At 35.7% G+C, this 19,955-nt stretch carries 17 protein-coding genes; 6 read left to right on the top strand and 11 right to left on the bottom strand.

Annotation, left to right across the window (positions count from 1 at the left end; translation table 11 throughout):
* Nucleotides 1-23: 23 nt before the first annotated feature.
* The 3 genes from BM266_RS03755 to BM266_RS03745 are packed head-to-tail and all read right to left on the bottom strand — an operon-like array spanning nt 24 to nt 3,027.
* Complete coding sequence (locus tag BM266_RS03755) at nt 24-2,426, bottom strand: TraG family conjugative transposon ATPase (protein ID WP_093406066.1); 2,403 nt, start codon at nt 2,424-2,426, stop codon at nt 24-26.
* Nucleotides 2,413-2,697 carry a hypothetical protein gene (locus BM266_RS03750; RefSeq protein WP_093406063.1) on the bottom strand — a complete coding sequence of 95 codons (285 nt, stop codon included), beginning with the start codon at nt 2,695-2,697 and terminating at the stop codon, nt 2,413-2,415. Before BM266_RS03750 ends, BM266_RS03755 begins: the two co-directional genes overlap by 14 nt.
* A gap of 42 nt (nt 2,698-2,739) precedes the next feature.
* Nucleotides 2,740-3,027 carry a hypothetical protein gene (locus tag BM266_RS03745; protein WP_093406060.1) on the bottom strand — a complete coding sequence of 96 codons (288 nt, stop codon included), beginning with the start codon at nt 3,025-3,027 and terminating at the stop codon, nt 2,740-2,742.
* Between the two features lie 282 nt (nt 3,028-3,309).
* Between BM266_RS03745 and BM266_RS03740 the strand changes: the two genes are divergently transcribed.
* Complete coding sequence (locus BM266_RS03740; protein ID WP_139220590.1) at nt 3,310-3,813, top strand: DUF6705 family protein; 504 nt, start codon at nt 3,310-3,312, stop codon at nt 3,811-3,813.
* 42 nt (nt 3,814-3,855) lie between these two features.
* On the opposite strand, the gene BM266_RS03735 is transcribed toward BM266_RS03740, so the two are convergent.
* The 5 genes from BM266_RS03735 to BM266_RS03715 form a co-directional block, all read right to left on the bottom strand.
* Nucleotides 3,856-4,518 carry a P-loop NTPase family protein gene (locus BM266_RS03735; protein ID WP_093406054.1) on the bottom strand — a complete coding sequence of 221 codons (663 nt, stop codon included), beginning with the start codon at nt 4,516-4,518 and terminating at the stop codon, nt 3,856-3,858.
* On the bottom strand, nt 4,502-5,221 hold the full coding sequence (locus BM266_RS03730; protein ID WP_093406051.1) for a hypothetical protein: 720 nt from the start codon (nt 5,219-5,221) through the stop codon (nt 4,502-4,504). The genes BM266_RS03735 and BM266_RS03730 overlap by 17 nt, the downstream gene beginning before the upstream one ends.
* A gap of 3 nt (nt 5,222-5,224) precedes the next feature.
* Complete coding sequence (locus BM266_RS03725; protein WP_093406048.1) at nt 5,225-5,506, bottom strand: helix-turn-helix domain-containing protein; 282 nt, start codon at nt 5,504-5,506, stop codon at nt 5,225-5,227.
* Between the two features lie 251 nt (nt 5,507-5,757).
* The gene (locus tag BM266_RS03720) at nt 5,758-6,591 is read right to left on the bottom strand and encodes an RteC domain-containing protein (protein WP_093406046.1); all 834 of its coding nucleotides are present in this window, start codon (nt 6,589-6,591) and stop codon (nt 5,758-5,760) included.
* A 101-nt stretch (nt 6,592-6,692) separates the two neighbouring features.
* On the bottom strand, nt 6,693-9,101 hold the full coding sequence (locus BM266_RS03715) for an aminotransferase class I/II-fold pyridoxal phosphate-dependent enzyme (RefSeq protein ID WP_093406043.1): 2,409 nt from the start codon (nt 9,099-9,101) through the stop codon (nt 6,693-6,695).
* A gap of 211 nt (nt 9,102-9,312) precedes the next feature.
* Between BM266_RS03715 and BM266_RS03710 the strand changes: the two genes are divergently transcribed.
* The 4 genes from BM266_RS03710 (at nt 9,313) to BM266_RS03695 (ending at nt 11,495) form a co-directional block, all read left to right on the top strand.
* Nucleotides 9,313-9,684, top strand: a complete 372-nt coding sequence (locus BM266_RS03710; protein ID WP_093406040.1) for a DUF7793 family protein — start codon at nt 9,313-9,315, stop codon at nt 9,682-9,684.
* Nucleotides 9,685-9,701: 17 nt separating this feature from the next.
* Entirely contained in the window at nt 9,702-10,616 is a 915-nt protein-coding gene (locus BM266_RS03705; protein WP_093406038.1) for an AraC family transcriptional regulator, read from the top strand.
* Nucleotides 10,617-10,709: 93 nt separating this feature from the next.
* Nucleotides 10,710-11,147, top strand: a complete 438-nt coding sequence (locus tag BM266_RS03700; RefSeq protein WP_093406035.1) for a MauE/DoxX family redox-associated membrane protein — start codon at nt 10,710-10,712, stop codon at nt 11,145-11,147.
* A gap of 72 nt (nt 11,148-11,219) precedes the next feature.
* Nucleotides 11,220-11,495 (top strand): DUF6520 family protein, encoded by a 276-nt coding sequence (locus BM266_RS03695; protein ID WP_093406033.1) that lies wholly within the window; start codon nt 11,220-11,222, stop codon nt 11,493-11,495.
* A 51-nt stretch (nt 11,496-11,546) separates the two neighbouring features.
* Here BM266_RS03695 and BM266_RS03690 read toward each other — a convergent pair whose 3' ends face one another.
* From BM266_RS03690 to BM266_RS03680, 3 genes are read right to left on the bottom strand one after another with little or no spacing between them, the layout of a single operon-like run.
* Entirely contained in the window at nt 11,547-14,351 is a 2,805-nt protein-coding gene (locus BM266_RS03690) for a M16 family metallopeptidase (RefSeq protein WP_093406030.1), read from the bottom strand.
* 16 nt (nt 14,352-14,367) lie between these two features.
* Entirely contained in the window at nt 14,368-15,774 is a 1,407-nt protein-coding gene (locus BM266_RS03685; RefSeq protein WP_093406028.1) for a RagB/SusD family nutrient uptake outer membrane protein, read from the bottom strand.
* 10 nt (nt 15,775-15,784) lie between these two features.
* Nucleotides 15,785-18,799 carry a SusC/RagA family TonB-linked outer membrane protein gene (locus BM266_RS03680; RefSeq protein WP_093406025.1) on the bottom strand — a complete coding sequence of 1,005 codons (3,015 nt, stop codon included), beginning with the start codon at nt 18,797-18,799 and terminating at the stop codon, nt 15,785-15,787.
* Nucleotides 18,800-19,499: 700 nt separating this feature from the next.
* Between BM266_RS03680 and BM266_RS03675 the strand changes: the two genes are divergently transcribed.
* Nucleotides 19,500-19,748 carry a helix-turn-helix domain-containing protein gene (locus tag BM266_RS03675; RefSeq protein ID WP_093406022.1) on the top strand — a complete coding sequence of 83 codons (249 nt, stop codon included), beginning with the start codon at nt 19,500-19,502 and terminating at the stop codon, nt 19,746-19,748.
* Nucleotides 19,749-19,955 lie beyond the last annotated feature (207 nt).

Raw genomic sequence — 19,955 nt, 5'->3', positions numbered from 1 at the left:
GAGTTTTAAATATTAATGTCCGCTTAGGACTTCCTGATGAATTCCTTGATAGCCTTTTCCATATTTTTTGTCTCATTATAAATTGCCATTATGGCCTCGTTTTCGGTGCCGTCGGTGAGATAGGCAGCATAGACTTCGGGTGGTACTTCCAGGCGGAAAATGTTACTTTCTTTACCGATCTTGATGAAGATCTCGGTGTACTTGCGTTTGCCGGTCAAATTATTTCTAATGGATTTTAGCTGGTTGAGATCGTGGCTGGAGAGGCCTAAGCGTTTAGCCAGTTCTTTATAACCTTTTTCGTTATTCAGGCTGTAGATCACCTGGGTGTTTTCCAATATGCTTGAGGAAGTCGCATTATTAGGAAGCTGATTTATGGATTGCAAGATGATCCCAATGGCACCGTTCTGTTTACGGATTGCCTGGTAGTAGAATTCCACGCTTTCCAGGACATTTTCAAATTTGAGTTGCTTGGCGAATTCATCAAAAAGGATGATCCCTTTTTCAGCTCTATTTTTCCAGATCGTACGTTGGATCGCTGACTTGACCAGTTTAAGCATCACCGAGAGGATCTCCTTGTTGTCCTTGACTTCATCGAGTTCAAAGACAATCAGCCGCTTATCTTCGATCTTGTATGTTTGATCTTCGTTAACTTCAAATAAAAAGCTATATAGACCATCGCCGACATACTCCGAGAGCACGTGCAAAAAGTTGGTAACATTGAAGTAGTCGGGATGGATTTTAAGGGTCTCCAGCAGCTGATCTTTTCGCTGCTCGATAAAACGGTAAAAACTGTCTAAAGAATGGTTTTCCTTGGTGTTTTTGTAATAGTAGCGAAGGATCTTTTTTATGGCTACAGATTGTGCTTTGGTAACCTTGTCATCTGTAGCAATGAGTTCTAATAGAAACACCGAAAGATCTTCCAATTGCTCCGGGCTTACATCATTGGGATTGGAGATGTAGAAAGGATTGATGCCCAAACTCTTTCCGCTCTCGTAGCGTAAAACGGTATATTTTTCGGGATAGAGTTTAGCGAACTTGGTATAAGAACCTCCAAGATCGATAATCACCAGCCGTACCCCGTTTTCAAAATATTGACGTAGAATGTTATTGGCCAGAAAGGATTTTCCTTCCCCGGTAGGGGCGAAGATGGCAAAGTTCCGCGCCTTGATACGTTTTTTCCTCTCATCCCAAACATCTTTTAATACGGGAATATTATGTTCACGGTCATTAAAAATGATGCCGGTAGGGTCCGATTTATAATTGGTATTATTGATAAAGAGGCACAAGGCATGTTTTAGATCGGTCACATAGAGATCTTCATCGGAAAAATTGGAAGAGAAGCAGCAGTAGCTGTTTAGCAGGTAATTCTTTCGTTCCTCGCCCCGTGGAGCGTAAGGGATAATATCCAGTTCCTTGAACTCAGCCTTAATTTTAGAGGCAATGCCTTCCAAATTACGAGGATCACGATCCCAAAAGATTACATTGAGATGGCCACGGATAATCCGCGCGTTATCATCGCTATTAATCTTTTCCAGGATTTCCTGGATCTTTCCTAAAATGAGTTTGTTTTGAGAACCGAAATTAGAACTCTTGCTGAGCTCTTCTACTTTTTTATCCAGTAGCTTGCGCCATTTGTGTTTATCATCCAGGTAGAGTACCTGGTTGACTATATGGTTTTCTCTTAATTGAAGCCCCAGCCCATCAATAAACCCCTGGTGAAATACAAAGTCATCAGATGTGAATTTCTCATTGGTTTTGCTCGACTGTACCCTTTCGCCAAAGCACAGCTCGCTATTGATAGCCAGGGCATCAAAGTAATTGTCCCCCGTTTGAATATGTTGTTTTTCCAGTAGCATATCGGTATCGAAACCTTCATTGAAACCATTGAAATATTCCGTAGTGAGTTTGGTGATTTCTTCTGGTGGTAATGCTTTTATAGAAACCTTTCGGCTGTTAGCAATAAAGGAAACACAATCGTTTACCGAGCCGATAAAGCTTTTAAGGTTAGCATCCAGTTCAATTACAATTTCTTTGGAGACTTTTCGAAAAGGATTTACAAATTTGGAGTTATTTAAAGCTTTGTTCGTGGTCAGGGTAAAAAATATTAAAGAACGGTGCTCTGTATACTCCCGATCTTTAAAATAATCACTGGTGGCCTTTTCCAAAAAGGTTTTGTTTGGAAGTGCCGTTGCAGTGAATGCCTTCTTCTCATAAATATCCTGCTTATGCACTACTGTACCCACCGGTAAGGATTTAAGCGCCTGGAACCAGGTGGCGTGCAGGTCTTCAAAATCTTTTTCCGATAAAGAATAGATTTCAGGAAGGTTCAGCTGATAACACAGCACAACGTTACCGTTTCTGGAAAAAATAATATTATCCCGGATATCAGTAATTGGCCAGTGGGAGGAAAGCTTAGTCTTTTTCATAATCGATACCGGAATTTCTTTTATTACTAATCATTTTTGGAAATGCACCTGTCATTTGTACAAATTCCAGTAGCCTGCTGATACGATTTAACCCGATATACAAGAATGCATTAAAGAGCATGGCGCTGATAATCACACCCAGGCTGAAGGAAAATATAATTACCAACAATGAAGCGATAATCGAAAGCATCATTAGTGCAAATAGGGGAAGGGAAAGCCTAAAGATGATGGCACTCTTTCGAATGTTTCTATAAGGAGTATATTTTTTCATAAGATTTCTTTTATGATTTCCAAATGTCGCTTAGCGACCGACTTAAACTACAATGGTGACCAAATAAGTGAATATGCCTACCACGGCGCCTGCGATAAGTACAAAGACTAACACCCGGGTTATTCCTTTTTTGAGATCGGAGTTTTCTCCAAAAAAGTGGCCGGCATTAAAGAGAAAGCCGACCAGGAAGATTACCCCTAGGATAATGGGAAATATATTCCTTATAGTATCGGAAATATCGGCCACGGAATCTTCGATCCCACCGATTTGCGCAAAAAGACTTGTTGAGAGCAACGAGAAGAATGTTGCCAGGAAGATAGATTTTTTCATAACGGAAAGTTTTAAGTTTTTGACTCGTTTTCGTTATGTGAAAATTAGAAATTTAACCTCTTAAATAATTGAAAATCAATAAATTGTGAATAAAATATTATTTGTATTAGATTGGTTTTCAATGCTTTCATTTGGCATTAAATTTTATGGGATTTTGAAAGAGGGTTGTTGATAAGTTGAAATGTGGTTAAGGAAAAAGATGGTAAAGTCGTCAAATTATGGGTTTGGTGATTTATAATAAAGTATTGTGGTTTAGTTGTATATTTATTAAAAATGAAAAAGATGAAGAATAATATTTTAACTTTAGGCTTTTTGATTTTGACCTTTAGTGTATTCGCTCAAAATAAAAGTATATATAGTCCGGATCCTGACGTATATAGGCATTATATAGGACGTTGGGAGAACCATGAAGAAGATTTTAATTTGGAATTTTTGCACTTTACTAAAGAATTTAATGGTGAAATTGAAAATATGATTATTGGGTATTATATATATGAATTAAATCAGAAAGTAATTAAGAATCTTCCTGTTGAAGGTTTAGATCGAAAAAATTTGAAAATTGGTGACGCACCTATTATCGGAGGTTATGATGAAGATAAAGATGAATTAGTGTTGTACATGAACGATCCAATTAATCAAAAACGAGGAAAAATAATCATTCAAAAAATTAATGATCAACTCCACTGGACACTTAAACCCAACCCAGGGGAGATTAGCTTTAAAACTTATGATCCTACCATTCCATTTAGTATTCCTAAAGAAATGGTTTTGGAAAGAACGGACTAAGCTGTAAAAATTTCAGTAAATGTAATTTTAAAGAAGTAATTCTTACTTCCTCTTATCCCCCGCCTTCTCATCAAAAGCTATCAAATTAAACAGTTCCCGCATCCTACTCCGAACACGATTACCATAATGATCTTCTAATTCTTCAGCATTCAAATTTGTGGTAGCATGCGTTTTGAGTTTTCCATTTGTTTCTAGAAATAGTTCATACCTCGATAGCAGTACTTCGCCCATAACATTTAAATCCTTGCCATAAAATCTGCCTAATGGTTCCACACCCAGGTCGTCAAAACAGAAATATTTTGAGTTACCGTAATCCTCAATGGTTTTATATCCCAAATGATTAAAACTAAAGGTTACATTTCTACAAGGTATCATTTCGTAAGGGCGTTGTGCGGGAACCAGGTGCCTTAATAATTTCATTAAAGAAGTTTTACCGCAACCCACGGGCCCTGAAAGTAAGATTCCCTTATTGATGTCAATATCAAATCGTTTACAAGTAGCTTCATCCCGTATGAAGTACGATGTGAGTTTTAATAAAACAGCTTTATCTTTTTTATAAATTTTAAAATGTTTACCGAATAGCAGCTTTCCCTTTGCATTAAGATAAATCAAGATTTTTGGGAAGTCATAATGCACACAAGTCCCGTCAAATTTTCCTAGGGAATACTCAACGCCGCCTTCGGTTATTTTAGAGGGGTTGTCCATAATCTTTATTTTTAGTGGTTCGCAGGTTGTCCCTAAAATGAGATGCTGCCTTTTTATTTAATCTATTTTTTTCTTTCATAAGCGATTTTTGTTCAACCCAATATTTGGCAAGAGCTCGCCAATCTCTCACATCAGAACCATCGCTTGTCTGCCACTGCCTGGCTTTATAGTACTCGTAGAACTCTTTGCCATATTCCGGATTAAATTTTTTATTACTAAAAAAGTCCAGTACCTCCTTCAAACTGTTTGGGTGTTTATTATGTTTTATTGGTTTAGTATTGTTTATAGTAGATACCAAAGCTTGTCCACTGACGGGACGCTGCTGGTCTACTACTCGTTCCCTTATGGGATGGTAGCGTTCCGCAAGCTGTTCTAATTTGGGATCATAGTGACCCTCTTCAAGTTCATCACTTGTCCCCATTATGGACATCTTGATTTTACTGCCTTTGTAGGGGTTGTTGGAAGGAAAGTATTCCAGGTAACTCCAGGCATTCAGATCAGTTATACATCTGTGATAGGTTGATTTGGAACCTATCTTTGAAGCATTCATTAAATCCCTTCGGTTAACGAAAAAGTCCAACGCAAACCTGCTGCTATTCCATTCCTGGAATAAAGCCATATACAAGCTGATATGCGTTGGATTAAGACGATCATCAAAATAGAATTTTTCAAAAGCGGCGTTTAGAAGTTTTATGTAATTCATCGCTTAATATTCTAAATGCTGTACTCGGTTTTCTTCCATTACTTTTTGGATTTCCGATGCATCGTAATAAATAATACCGCCTATTTTGGTATAGGGAAGTATACCCTTTATTCGTAAATTCTGAAGGGTTCCCGGGCTTATTTTTAAATAATCCATTACCTCTGCAGATTTCAGGTATTTTTTTATTTTACCTGATTTTTGCTGGTTTAGTAGTTCTTTAATGTCTTGTAGTAACTCCATTTTGAAATCCTGAAGATCGTCTGTAGTAATAATTGATGTTGGCATAATAGAACAAATTTTATGGCTTGGAACATTTCATTTGTTTGTTCCTGACCTGGTTTATAATTGCTCTATAAAATTGAAATTGTTTCCAGGAAATAATTCCCTAGGTTTTTCGTAGTACGAAAAAGTTTAACATTTAATAAAAAATGATGAGAATTGATTCAATTTAAGATTCAGGTAGGAGGGAAGAGGTAGAAATTCTTTGTAAAATTAATGGAGAGCTGATTTTCGTAGTTACGACTTACTTCGAAAATTTACTTTTCATCATCCTGGCGCATTTTGGTTTCCAGGTTGACAGCGATCTGGTATAGGTATTTGGCTCTTGGATCTTTTCTGGCTCTCATCTCACTATATGTTTTATGATAATTATCGAGCTTAATATTAAAAAAATCTTCAAAGGCAGAGATAAGCGTTTTAAGATCTGCAGTCCCATGGTTGATATCTCCTTTAAGGTATAAACTATAGATTATTTCTACTAAAGAAGTTTTAGATCCGGACCATAGTAGAAGGTTTGGTTGGCGTTCCCGGAAATCTCCGCTACTCCCCGGTTGAATCAGTTCTAACTTCTCCCGAATATAATGTATATAACGGTAAAGCGCCTGTACCTTTGACCAAAGCATATCGTGACTGGTCGAAAATTCGGGATTCTGATAATAGTTTATAGTAGGGCTAAAGGAAAAATCCATCTTACCACTGCGACTGAAAAATTGTGGATCCAGGTAATTGTGGTTTTGCTCCATATAGTTGACAAAACTGTTATTTTCAGAAAAAAATCTATTGATCTTTTTAATCTCCTTTTCCAAATAACGAACTTTATGAGAGTTACCGACTTTTGGGAGCTTTAATTCACAAGAGCGGACTTCGGTAAAATAAATAAGATAGCTCATAGGGAAGGGCTTTATATTTTTAAAAAACTCAATTTCGGCTTGAGTATCTTCAAAATCGTACTTATCTACTTGCTTTTGTAATTTGGAAAGAATTTTAATACATAAACTAATGCCATCTTCAGCTTTCTTCAAATCAGGTTTCCCTGATTGAATTAAACTTTCAACATTTTCGCTGAATATCGACATTGTTTTCTCGAACATGAGATTTGTATTTAATGCAAACAAATAATGCCTTTGCTGTGCTATTTTCAATACGGCTTTTTAAAAGGGTAAATATTAAAAAATATACTTCAAAGGGGGTGTTAATCTTTTCGTAACCAATCTAAAGCTTCTAAAGCAAAATTATCCCGAGTTTGAATATAGGCGCATTTATCAATAATTTTTGCACCAACTTTTCGCTTTTCAAACCCTGCTGTCAATCCAAAATCAATTCTAATAAAACCCAACTGCTGGGCTCGAAGTATTGTCTGGTATAAAAGCTGCCTGTAAATATTATATTCCCTGGAGAATTTATAATCCATCCCTACAACAGCGGGGGTATAAATTTTTTCAGAATTTTTATAACAAAACATGACCCCCACCAATGTCCTGTGCGTGTCATTCAGATTAATCAAAATGAATTCCCATTGTGATGAAGAATTCATATGCTGAAATAAGGAGAAGGGATAAGTAAATGTATTCAAACCGAGGTTATTATCCTTTACCGCTATATAAAGTTTAAATGACTTTTCAAGCTCGGACTGGGATAAATTATCTTTAATCTTGATTTCAAGTTTATCTTTAAAAGCTTCAATATCGTTTCTGAAATGTTTTCTTGAACGCTTGCTCAACGTGTTTACATACTCTTTCTGGTATCCCCAATTGAATTCTGTGTAAACTGCTGATTCTGGCATTGCAACTTGAACATATCCCTTATTTTGAAGAAAGGATTTAATAGCTTCATTACCTACATCGAAATCTCGTAGGATGAGGTACTGAGGTTGAAGTCGTTTTTCCAGTTTCTCGATCTCTTCCAGCAATAAATTAAGGGCTTCTTTCCACCTTGGAGAGTTCTGATCCAGGTATAAGTGATCTCCTTCAGAAATCATCGAACCAAGACTAAGGCAGGTACTTGTATGGTAATAAGGTTTTGTTTCCCTAATCTTTTCTATGGCAACCGAAACTGACTTAGGTGCCAGCATATCTTCTTTCCATATACCAAACGATAGAAAAGTTGCCAGTATACAATTTTGATTTTCATCCCGGATGATATAATAATAGAACTGGTTATTATGTTCGGGGGAATTCTGGTCTGTTAGTATATTCTCTAAAGATTTAAGGCCGTTCCAGTCATAAAAGCTATTTCCTCCCACAGTACTATTCCAAAGTATAGGATCGATTTCTACAATAGAATTATAAGTATCTAAACTCAGACTAGATTGGTTTGGTTTTGACAAGCTTAAATTTTTACTGCCACGGCCAAAGGCGAAATTTACACGTTCGAGGTTTGTTTTAGTTTCTTTCAGGGCTTTCGGAAATTCTTCTACCAGACTATCTATAAGTCCCTTAATTTCTTCTTTCTGGTTATGCCTTGATATTGTAATCCTTAAACCTGTATTTTTAGCAGGTACAGCTGGAAAGAAACCAATATTTACATAATATCCATTTTTAATAAGTCTGTTCACTAAATTAAAACCTGTCTCCGGCATTCCCGCCCCTATATAAAAAACGGGGGAATCATTTTCTACAATTAATGGAAGGTTAGTCTGCTGCAGGTATTTATTAAAATAAGATATGCGGCCAGCCAGCTCTTCCTGCATTTTATAAATTTCATCACTCAAATGAATTTTTGCAGAAGCAATAGCCGCACCGACTGCAGCCGGTTCCAGTTGTACTGAAAAAGTTAGTGGGCCTCCAAAATTCTTAACCCTTTGCTGAATTTTTTTATCACTGCAAACCATTACCGCTCCGCTGGCACCAAAAGTTTTGCTCATAGTACCAAATAGTATCACTTTTTCTGGAAGTTCTTTTAATATGCTCATAACATATCCGCTACCGTGCTTACCTTTCCAGCTCATTCCGTGTACGTCATCAAAATAGATGTGAAGTTGCGGATATTTTTTGCAAAGCATCATTAATTCTTCAATAGGTGCATAATCTCCAAACATCGAATACATACCATCTGCCATATACCAAATTTTTCTGCATTTAGATTGAAGTTTTTTAATTTTGCTTTCCAACATTTCCAGGTTATTATGCCGGATCATTTCAACAGGTACCGAACGAAGCTTTAATGGGTTAACCGCACTTTGAACACTCCAGTGCACCTGATGATCCAGGATTACCCCGTCATTATCATCCACTACCGATGGTATAACCCCCATATGGCCCAAGGTGCTATTTTTGGTTATTACAATCGGATGACCATAAATATCAGTCATTAAGGATTCTAATTCTGAATACAAAGGATGGGAAATATAGGATTTGGAAAGGGGGAACTCAGTTCCATAGGCTTTTATGGCATTAATAGCTCCTTCTTTTAACCTTTTATCTTGTTCAAGTCCTAAATATCCGGTAGTTCCAAAATGGTAAAGTCTTTTTCCTTTAATTTGAATTTGCCGACCATTAAAACTATCCCCTTCAGCATATAAATGTATAGCCCCTGAGTCTTTTGCGTTTGTCATTACCGAGACCACCGTATCTAGGAAATTGTTGTGTTTAATTTTTGCCATGCCCTACTAATTAAGAAATATGAAACTAGCAAAAGATTTTGGTAATCAGAATTTTAGGGAAAAATATGGCTTTTAAGTCAAATCATAACCTTTAAAGTCAAATGCTTTCAAATGATACCAAAATATGCGGTGTACCGCGATATCTAAAATGTTATATCAAGATTTTGTTATTATTATTTTATTTAAATTGGATTAATAATAGGGCCCTAAAATGATTAAAGGAGATAAATATGCGCACTTCTGGATAGAAGAGGGTATTTTAAACTTTGTTTATAAACCAAATACCATACTCGATCTGGATGGTGCCAAAGCGGTAGTAAGAGCCAGACTTCGTTATCAAAACGGAATCTCTTATCCAATTTTATGTGATGTGAGACATCTAAAATCAGCAAGTAAAGCAGCGAGAGAGTATCTTGCTGAAAATGGTTGTTTAAAGGCACTTGCAGTTGCTATAGTAATGGAAAAAGCATATTCAGGCACTTTATACAAAGCTTATATGAATATTAGTAATCCTTCAGTGCCTACTAAAGGTTTTAATACGATTTCGGAAGCGCTGGGTTTTTTAATTCAATACAAGTTATAAATTAATAATAGGCTACTATGACTACTGATGATTATAAGACTAGAGTACAGGAAATCCTGGATTTTATAACTGAAATTGCTCTTGGAACCTACACATACACTCTTCCTCTTAGAAATCAAAAGGATGAATTGGAGCAGATCGTAGTATCCCTAAATACTATGGTGGAAGAAATTGATACAGCAGTTCATCAAATCAATCACGAAAAGAGTAAAGAGGTATTTGAAAATATTGTTTTTAACCTCGACCGTAATTTTCATATTACTTCTTATTCAGATAATGTAGAAGAAATTCTTGATTACACCAATAATGAACTTTTGAATATGCCAGTGCGATTATTAATAGGTAATAATACTGAGTTACCAGATGATCTTTATCAACTTTTGAAACATGCTATAGAAGAAAATCTTTCTTTTAAAGTGGAATTTAAACATAGGAGTGGCTATATCTGGCGGGGTATAGGGTATCTTCATGGAATGATAGCAAAAGGAAAGAAATCTTATACACTATCAGTATTTAAGGCAGCATACCAAAATCACAAACTAAACAATACCGGTAACTCGAAATCGCGCTCAGCAAAATATCCAAGCCAATACAGAAGTCTACTGTTGCATGATCAACGTGAGTTGGTTCGCAAATTACATCAGTATGTTATGGAGCGACTGGATAGGACGCTTCCTAAAATATCAGTGATTGGCATTGAAGTAGGATGTAGTGTGAGTAAGATCAAAACGATTTTTAAGAGAGCATACGGGGACACAATTTATGCTTATCATAGAAGAAAGCGATTGGAGAAAGCATATACCTTGATTAAGAATACCAGTCTTCCTTTCAGTGAGATTTCAGAAGAATGTGGCTTTTTGAGCCTCGCTCACTTCTCTAGATCTTTCAAAAAAACTTACGGAATTACTCCTACTCAGACCAGAAATTCCTGATTAAAATACCTTCTCATACAAATTCGAATCTTTTAAAGTCAAATGATTACTTGGTAAAAATCAGACCTTTATAATACTTAAAAAAAGGAACTGATGATAGGGAAACGCTATATAAATGAATTTATTAGGTATGCATTTATGCTATTATTGTTTTATGCCGCCGTTAGCAAATTCATTGAATATCCTCAATTCTATAATGATCTATTAAATAGTCCTGTATTTGGAAATGAGAAAGTAGCTGTATTTATTTCCTGGTTTGTTCCCATCATAGAATTAGCCATCGCTGGACTTTTGATTAGTTCCAGATACAGGAACTTAGGTTTATATTTAGCATCAGGTATAATCTTGCTTTTCACGGTTTACATTATTTGGATTCTGGAAGTCAGTACAAATATTCCCTGTTCCTGTGGTGGGATAATCAATAATCTAACCTGGCAGGAACATCTTGTATTTAATATCTGCTTTTTGCTCCTGGGGGGATTGGGAATATACCTTCAACTTAAAGATTATAAAAAAGTATATATAAAATAGTATTGCGCAGTACTAAGAGCGCCTAGAGCTCAAATAGGGCATAGGCATATTGTTTAATTTAATATTTATATTATGAAAAATTTCAAATTTTTAATGCCCATGTTGGCATTCGTAATGGCAATTGGAATGAGTTTTGCCAATAAAGCAAATGTACAGTCCAATGGCTGGGTTGAAAGGGATGGTGTTCCATACCAGCTGCAAAATGATCCTTGTGATTCAGGCAAGGAAGACCTCTGTATGGTTAGATTTGCCGATGATCCGGGTACAGTTCTCCAGGTTTACACTGACTCGAGCTTGCAAACACCAAAAGATGGTGGAGATACTGTAGCTTATATAATCTCTGATTAATAGGCTTAAATTTGAATCCCCGGGGAAATCCGGGGATTTTTTTATTTAATTTTAGTCATAACCACCAGTCAATACCCATTTACTTTTTGAGTTAAAATATTCCTTAGCAACTTTCAGTAAATCATTAGAATCAAATTCATTAAAATATCCTTCTGCCTCAGCCGAATCAAGGTAAGGTATATTATATCGATAATGATTATAGAGGTTTATCCTCATGGATTTATTTCTATATTGTTGTTGCCATTTCGGTAAATAAGAAGAATTTTTAACAGATTTCAGGAAGTTTTCCGAAACAAGTTCAGTTTTTAATTCTTCTACATAATTTAAACTTGATTCCAATACTTTTTCGAAATCGCTTTTACTACTTTGAAGAAAAATCTCCATTGTTTTCCTGTTGTACTCTTGGTCAAATTTTCTCGTTGCTAATGGAAAGTAAACTCCTAATTTTTCTTTATACCTCATTTTAATAAGTTTAAGTCCCAAGGCTTGTTTAAGTATTTCTGCATCAATTTCTTCTTTAAAAAATGGAGAATTAAGAGGGGTAGCATACTGGATTGACAACAATTTATTATCCGCCTTGTAGGGTAATTTAAAATTGGCATTATTTCCTTTACCTATTGGTTGGCTGTCATTTTTATTAGGTGATCGCTTGCAATTAATAGTTCCTTTTTTGTTAGGAAGATTTCCTAAATATTTCTGTAGTAGCGGTAATATTTCGTTTTTTTTGAAATCGCCTGTCAGGATAAAAGTAAAATCTTTTGCTCTTGAGTGTAATTGTTTATATTTTTTTAATGCTTGCGTGTAGTCAACTTCTAAACTATTGTAATAACGATTTCCTCCCTGGGGAATTTTTGTAATCCCTACTTCCCGATTTTTAAAATCAATAAAATCGTTATTCGCATTAGTTATTCTTTTGGACTTGTATTTTTCTTGCAATTTCCAATCTTCAAAAGCTTCTTTATCGAACCTGGGATCAGTAAAAGATAAAAATAGTAATTGCAGTAGTATCTCCATGTCTTCGGACGCGGCTTCTGCCTTTACTCCGGTTTCATATTGTTCAACATAATCCCTAACTCCAAACGGAATACTGGTACTGGATAAGCGCTTGTTGATTACGAATTTATTAAATTCTCCCACGCCTATATTCTTTACTATAAATGGTGATATAAAGGCTTCAAAATCAAAAGGACCAAAGCAGGAAGCGCCATATGGACTAAAGCCATGAACCATAATTTTATCTTTATACCTACCAGCTTCTGGCCTAAAGTTTTTGAGGATAATTTTTAATCCATTTTCAAGGACTATTACATCTTCATTGTAGTCACCAAATTTTCTTTCTACAATATTGGCTGGTTTGAGATTAGATAATTCTTTGGTACCAATTAAATTTTCAGGTGCTTCCAGAGGTTGGTATTTCTTAGGCTCACTTAAACCTTTTTTAATCGATTTTTCGATTAGTTTTCTTGAAAATATATTTTCCTGTTCATTAGGCGGTATTATCACAGCTATATCATCTGGTTTCCAATCTATATCCTTGAGAATACTATTAATTTTATTTAATTCCAGAGTTTGTAGAAAACCTCTACGGTTATTTATTCCCGAAACTTCCAGTTTTTTGAGATCTTCAACCGAATGCTTAATTAAATCCATCCAGACTTGGGAGGAAGAATAATCAATTCTTCTATTATTACTAATCAATTCATTTTTAATGGAATTCCATTCTTTCTTGGTAAAGCCGTATTTCGAAATTCCACCTAGTACTTTAAAAACTCTTTCTATTGTTTTTAGCTCATTATCTGTAGTTAGAATACTTAATTTTAGTGCTGGTATATCATCGCTTCTGAAGAAATTTGTTTGATAATTAATATTATAATTTTCCTCATCACTTTTAAGTCTTTTTTTAATATGCTTAGCAAGAGAATTCCATATTATTTTATTTTCTTCCTCGGTAAATTTTTTCAAATACAATCTTGGGTTCCGATAGAAGAACTGGAAAATATTTCCAGGTTCGGTTTCACTATTTAATACTGGTGCATTTTTTTGAACAATAAATTGATTTTCACTATTCAGATAAACTCCTTCACAGTCCTTTTTTTGAAATTTTTCAGCTGGATTTTTTAAACTACCAAACTTGTTTTTTATTTTTTGTTCAATTACATCTGTATCCTCAATATTTCCCACTACTGAAATAACCATGAGCTCGGGACGGTACCAATCCTGGTAAAAACGTTTCAAATCTTCCAGTGAAGTATGCATTAGCGTGGATTCTACATTTTCAGGCTTGGGAATTTCATAGCAGCCTGTTAATTGAGAAATAACTTTCCAATCCGCATAGTTTTGGTTAGGGTCTCCTCCTTGGAGTCGTTCCTGGTAAATTGCTTTTTTTTCTGCTAAAACTGCTTTTTTATCAAAAATAAGTTTACCGGAAGCTATATCACGGTATATTGATAAGGCTGTATCCAAAGCGATGGTCTGTTCCTTTGGATACCGGAATAAATACCTGGTCGCAGTCCCTCCCACGTGAGCTGTTAAATCCATGGCTTCCATATGAAATTGAGAAAGGAATTTTGCCTCATTTCTCATATCAGGAAAATTTTCAGTGCTATTAAACGCCAGGTGTTCTAGAAGATGGGCAATATTATATTGATCCGCATTCTCCTGAAAACTTCCTGCTTTTACAGTCAAACCGGTATGAATTTTACTTTCGTTACTTTCAATTGGTTTTATAACGTATTGTAAGCCATTTTCAAGTTCGCCTATTATAACATCAGATTTGAAAGAATTCTTATTTTGCAGATTTTGTCCAAAGAAAACCTGTGATATTCCCAGGAGTAGTATAAAGATTATTTTTTGCATTACTTATATTTAAAGATTAGTACCCAGGGTTTTGGGAAAGGTTTGGATTTTTCTCTCGTTCTTCTGATGGAATCGGTAAAAGGTTGGAAGTAGATGTCCAGTTTGAATTCTCTTTATTCTGTAGAATTTCAGATCTTCCATATCTCTGTAGATCAAACCAGCGGTGCCCCCACTCTGTAAAAAGTTCACGTCTTCTTTCTAATAAAATTTCTTCCAGAAGTGTTTCTTTTGTGAGTTCGTTTTGGAATTTATCTATTTGGGATAGCCCTGCCCTTGTTTTAATTTTATTGATGTCTTGAATCGAGCCCGTCAAATTTCCAAGCCTGGCCCGGACTTCCGCCCTAATGAGATACTGTTCAGCTAACCGCATTACCATGGAATATTCGGCAATCTCTCCGCCAGAAGCATCATACTGTATTTTGTATTTGTTTGGAAAGTAAAGCGTATCTGTTTCAGTAAAAAATGGACTAATCCAATTCTGATATCTAATGTCTAACGAATCATTGAATACTTCCAGAAAATTTTCTGACAAAACAACTGGATTATTAGAAGTTGGAGTTTTCGTTAAAAGGTTACCATCACGGGTATGGGTAAAACTGTTTCCCCAGCCTATTGGAGAGATTTGCCAAATAGCCTCCTTACTGTTCGCCAGGAATACTTCGTCCAGATCATTCAAAAGATCATAATATGAAGTAGCATCTATTACCTTGCTACTATAGAACTCTGCATTATCCCAATTTTTTAAATGTAGATGCACTTTTGCTAGAAGTGCCTGTACGGTAAAATAGTTTGGTCTCGTTCTGTCTCCATTGGGGTATTCTTCTTCTAGTAATAATGCCGCATCCTCTAAATCATTCAGGATTTGATAAAGAATTTTATCTTTAGAATTTCTTGAGACCAGGGCATTTTCCTCATAGTTAGTGCTTAAAATTAATGGGACATCCCCATAAAGTTTTACCAGGTAGAAATAGGTTAACCCCCTAATAAACTTACTGCTTCCTTCTATTTTGTCTTTTAATCCTTGAGACAGAGAATTGTTATTATCTATCCCATTGAGTAAAGCATTGGCCTGGTATATTATATTGTAGCTTCCTGACCATAATGTAAGGTTGTAATTATTGTCTGGTGATATTTGGTTTTGGTGGAATTCTATTACATCCTGAGTGGTAGATGTTAATGTGAAATTATCAACAGAAAGGGCCGACAGAAAACTTACAGATTGGCTTCCACCATTCGCATAACTGGTATTGAATAACTGGTTAAATAAACCATTTAAAGCGCTTTGAGCTGTTTGATCATCAGAGAATACAGCTTTACTATCTAATTTATAGTCAGGTGTCTCTACTTCTAAAAATTCTTCACAGGAAATAAAACCGAGGCTTATTGTAAAGATCAGAAGTATGATAAGAAAGTAATTTTTCATAATTTTTAGTTTAGAAATTAATTTGAATTCCTCCGGTTATACTTTGAAGTGGCGGGAGATTTAAAGATCCGGGATTCTGTGGATCAAGACCGTCATAATTAGTGAGGGTAAAAAGGTTTTGTGCGTGTACAAAAAGCTGTACCTCAGAAGATGGAATAAAGCCGGTTACTTTTTCTGGGAGTTGAAATCCCAGCGATAATGTTTTTAACCGAATATAAGAGGCATCAGTAATGCCATAGGTGCTCAAATTTGCATTATTATAAGCAATAAAGCCAAAGATAGACTGTGTAGGTCTCTGTAAAGAAGTATTCCCATCTTCTGAGCTATTATTTACACTCTCTTCGTTTACATTTCCAAGAAATCCGGGAACATTATTATAATATCTGCTTCCTTTTTGCTTTACAAATTCAAACAAGAAGTTGAGGGAAAATTGCTTGTAGTTGATTTGATTATTGATTCCCCCAAAAAACTTGCGTCCAAGGTTTCTAATAGCAGTCCTATCATCGAAGTCATTTCTACCATCCTGGTTTATATCAACAACCTGAAAATAACCGGTTTCTGGATCTATACCATTAAACTGATATAAAATCCCTAAATCAAGCGGTTTACCCACTCTATAAGCATTTGCATAACTACTTTGATCAATGTTATCAAACCTGATAAGTTTATTAGAAGGGAGGGTAAGGTTTAAAGAACTTCTCCATTTAAACTGATCTGTTTTTAAGTTTAAAGTAGAAAGTTCAATTTCTACACCTGTATTTTGAACAGTTGCAGGTAGGTTAGCTTCTACTGTATTGAACCCTGTAATAGCAGGAAGTGCATAGCCTACCAATTGATTTGATGATCTATTCCTGTACCAGCTAAGGTTTAGATTTATACGATCTTTAAGGAATCCCAATTCAAGTGCTCCTTCAATTTTCTTATTAGTTTCCCAGGTAAAAGACGGATTGGTAAGCTGAGTTGGATATAAACCACCAGGTCCCGGAGTAGATTCGTAAGTATCTAAATACCGATAATCGCCTATCTGGTCATTTCCGGTGATCCCGTAACTACCTCGAAGTTTACCAAAACTTAAAAAAGGTAGTTTTTCACTGAAGAAAAGATTATTTGTAAATATCCAGGCCATTCCAACGGCACCAAAATTTGCATACCTATTTTCTGGAGAGAATCGAGAAGAACCGTCTCTTCTTCCAGTTAAATTTAGGAAATATGTACGATTCCAATTATAACCTAAACGTGCAAACATCGCCTGGTATTTATAAACTAATTTCCTGTCGTTATTTACACTAACAGCATCTGCCGCATTCAGGTTCCCTATGAGTTGTTTATCAGAATAGCCAGTGCCATTAATAACGAGATTATCGTTGTTATTTTCCTGAAATGTTGCGCCTACAAGGGCATCAATATTATGATAACCTTTGTTTTTTTTATAATGGAATTGAGGTTCTGCAATCCAGGATATTCTATTTACAAAAGAATGTTGGGAGCGATTAGAAACACGATTCCAAATTGCAGGATCATATGTCTCAATAGGTAATAATATATTTTCTTTACTATTTAAAAGGTTATACCCCAGATTCGCTTTAAAAGTTAAGCTTTTTGTTAGATCATATTGGAGTCCAAGGTTAGAAACCAGGCTGTTGGTCTTAGCTTCTCCTTCTCCTTCTAGTGCCGCTAGAGGATTATTCCAGGAGGAATCCTCCCAATTTAGGTTTCCATCTTCGTTATATAATCTTGGTGCATTCGGTGATAAGTTTAATGCTGTTCTTACAAAATTTGAACTACTAAATAAACTGTTATCATTTAAACCATAGTTAACCGAAAGATTGAGACGGAATTTTCGATTTTGGGATTGGTGGTTTAGTGCAAAATTTGCTGTTGTTTTCTCAAATGAATAGTCTCCCGGAAAGACACTTCCTTGTTTAAAATAGGAAGCTCCTATATTAAAGGAGGTGAATTCTCCACCACCAGCATAATTTAAATTGGCATTAAATGTAGGTGCAGATCTTCCAAAAAGCACTTCCTGCCAATTAGTGTTTCTATCTGTATCCCATAATAATAAATCCTTTGCATTGGAAACTGTGGGTTCAACTCCATCATTTTCAAAAGCCTGTCGTCTAACTTCCAGGTACCGTGGTGTTTCCAGGAGATTTACGAAATTAGCTACCCGGCTAACACCACTATATACGCGAGCTTCAATTCTATCACTTTTACCGCTAAAGCTTCCACCTTTTGTAGTAATTAAAATCACTCCATTTGCTCCCCTGGATCCATATATAGCGGTAGCATCGGCATCCTTAAGGATCTCAATACTTTTAATATTCGAAATATTAAGTCCACTTAGAGGATCAGTTCCTATTCCCGAAGTGAACTGGTTTATAGAGTTGACAGGTCCAGAATTTATCGGCATTCCATCTACTATATATAAGGGTAAATTACCATTGTCGTTCTGAGAATTCCGCAAGCTGTTTTGACCCCGAATTCGAATAGTAGGAGCCGCCCCCGGTACACCGCTTTGATCAACTACCTCCAATCCGGCAACTCTTCCTTGTAACGCTTGCAATGGGCTCGTTAAAGGTTGTAATTCTATTTCCTCTGCGGTAACTCTTGAAATATTTCCCGTTCGTTCCCGTTCAGTAGTATTGTAATACCCCGCATTGATTTTTACCTCTCCAAGGGAGGCAACGTCTTCCTCTAATAGAACGCTAATTTCTTCGTTGTTATCTACTGGGATTTCTGCGGTTTTAAAACCTATATAGGAAAAAACCAAAGTCCCATCGGCAGGGGCAGTGATATTGTACTCGCCATCCAGGTTAGTTATTGTTCCTCTATTGGTGTTTTTAACTGTTACGGTTACGCCCGGGATAGGAAGGCCGCTTTGATCTTTTACTATTCCCGATACCTCTTGCTGTTGCAAGGATAGGGAAGTAGTAGTTGCTGCAGTCGCAGCCTTGGACAAGAAGAATATTATCCCGCCAAGAATAATTAGCGCCACCCATTTAAGGCGCGAGTAATTATTTTTCATAATTTTACGTGTGATTAAATGAAACATTGTTTTATTTTAAGCTTAGGCCTTCCCCGCTTAGACGCCAATCTTAGGGGAAGGCTTTTTGGCTTAACACCTTTAACTAAGGCTAATTCACTTTCTTTTCATAAACAATTTCTTTTTTACTAAACTTAACGGCCCTATGCGTTAATAGCTATTAACCCAAATCTATTTTTCCCAGAGCCTCAAAGAGACCCCACCCAAAGCTGTTATTAAATAATAGGACATATAACAGCAACCCACGGGATTGTTAAAGTGATTTCCTTGTTCCCGCAAACAAGAATTAGCGAATACAGTACTTGTTACTGCCGGCCACTATGGCCTATAATAATGTAGAGGCAAAAAAAAGCGAGACTAATGCTTATAAATTGTAGAAGATTACTTTGAAAATTAAGTGGAGTTAAAAACCAAAAAAGGCGTGGAGACTCAACTTATCAATCTGAGGTACTGGTATACCGTGCAACGATAAGAGAGCCCACGCCCGGGTCGTGAGCATCCTTGCTTATCATCTCGTTGCAAAAAATTACCAGTTTTCAGATTGAGATTCAAAGCGAAATGCTTCTAATATTTTTACTTAAAGAAGTTTCGCAAATATATTAATATGAAGTAAATATAAAATAAAAATTTATGTAATGCAAATGCATTACAATAAAAAATATAGATTTTACCAAATTGCCTTATGGCAAAATTGAGGGAAGAAGACGAAATACTAAAGCAAAAAATTAAACTAAGACTTCTTGGACTAAGAGAAAAACAAGGCGATTCTAAAAGTGGTATTTCAAAAAATATAGATGTTGATCGGCAAAATTTTCAACCCTGGGAAAATCTTAAATCAAAGCGCGGGATAACTATTTATTCCCTAAATAGGATATGTAAAGCGCTTGGAATTACTTTAAAAGAATTCTTTGATGATGAATTGTTTAGATAATCTTTAAAACGTTTATAATTGTTTTTATTCGCTTAATTGCCTAGCCTAAAATATCCTTCTATATGATTATCCGTAATTTCCTTTTATTTTAATATTTTAAATTTAGGGAAATTGGGTTTATCCAGTCCTTTTGCTTATTGTAAGATTATTTTAGACAGTATATAGCGACTTACCTGCAAGCTAAGAAGTCCAACGCAAGGTCAAGCA

The organism is Salegentibacter flavus (assembly GCF_900115145.1).
In the GTDB taxonomy this organism is placed as follows: Bacteria; Bacteroidota; Bacteroidia; order Flavobacteriales; family Flavobacteriaceae; genus Salegentibacter; species Salegentibacter flavus.
Note: the sequence above shows the minus strand (reverse complement) of the source record. Positions and strands in the feature narration are given on the sequence as shown.

What these genes read in the sequence shown, in the direction of transcription:
- BM266_RS03700 (WP_093406035.1), top strand. Translation starts at nt 10,710, where the DNA reads ATGATAGGGAAACGCTATATAAATGAATTTATTAGGTATGCATTTATG.
- BM266_RS03735 (WP_093406054.1), bottom strand. Translation starts at nt 4,518, where the DNA reads ATGGACAACCCCTCTAAAATAACCGAAGGCGGCGTTGAGTATTCCCTA.
- BM266_RS03740 (WP_139220590.1), top strand. Translation starts at nt 3,310, where the DNA reads ATGAAGAATAATATTTTAACTTTAGGCTTTTTGATTTTGACCTTTAGT.
- BM266_RS03705 (WP_093406038.1), top strand. Translation starts at nt 9,702, where the DNA reads ATGACTACTGATGATTATAAGACTAGAGTACAGGAAATCCTGGATTTT.
- BM266_RS03745 (WP_093406060.1), bottom strand. Translation starts at nt 3,027, where the DNA reads ATGAAAAAATCTATCTTCCTGGCAACATTCTTCTCGTTGCTCTCAACA.
- BM266_RS03690 (WP_093406030.1), bottom strand. Translation starts at nt 14,351, where the DNA reads ATGCAAAAAATAATCTTTATACTACTCCTGGGAATATCACAGGTTTTC.
- BM266_RS03730 (WP_093406051.1), bottom strand. Translation starts at nt 5,221, where the DNA reads ATGAATTACATAAAACTTCTAAACGCCGCTTTTGAAAAATTCTATTTT.
- BM266_RS03715 (WP_093406043.1), bottom strand. Translation starts at nt 9,101, where the DNA reads ATGGCAAAAATTAAACACAACAATTTCCTAGATACGGTGGTCTCGGTA.
- BM266_RS03710 (WP_093406040.1), top strand. Translation starts at nt 9,313, where the DNA reads ATGATTAAAGGAGATAAATATGCGCACTTCTGGATAGAAGAGGGTATT.
- BM266_RS03725 (WP_093406048.1), bottom strand. Translation starts at nt 5,506, where the DNA reads ATGCCAACATCAATTATTACTACAGACGATCTTCAGGATTTCAAAATG.
- BM266_RS03675 (WP_093406022.1), top strand. Translation starts at nt 19,500, where the DNA reads ATGGCAAAATTGAGGGAAGAAGACGAAATACTAAAGCAAAAAATTAAA.
- BM266_RS03695 (WP_093406033.1), top strand. Translation starts at nt 11,220, where the DNA reads ATGAAAAATTTCAAATTTTTAATGCCCATGTTGGCATTCGTAATGGCA.
- BM266_RS03720 (WP_093406046.1), bottom strand. Translation starts at nt 6,591, where the DNA reads ATGTTCGAGAAAACAATGTCGATATTCAGCGAAAATGTTGAAAGTTTA.
- BM266_RS03755 (WP_093406066.1), bottom strand. Translation starts at nt 2,426, where the DNA reads ATGAAAAAGACTAAGCTTTCCTCCCACTGGCCAATTACTGATATCCGG.
- BM266_RS03685 (WP_093406028.1), bottom strand. Translation starts at nt 15,774, where the DNA reads ATGAAAAATTACTTTCTTATCATACTTCTGATCTTTACAATAAGCCTC.
- BM266_RS03750 (WP_093406063.1), bottom strand. Translation starts at nt 2,697, where the DNA reads ATGAAAAAATATACTCCTTATAGAAACATTCGAAAGAGTGCCATCATC.
- BM266_RS03680 (WP_093406025.1), bottom strand. Translation starts at nt 18,799, where the DNA reads ATGAAAAATAATTACTCGCGCCTTAAATGGGTGGCGCTAATTATTCTT.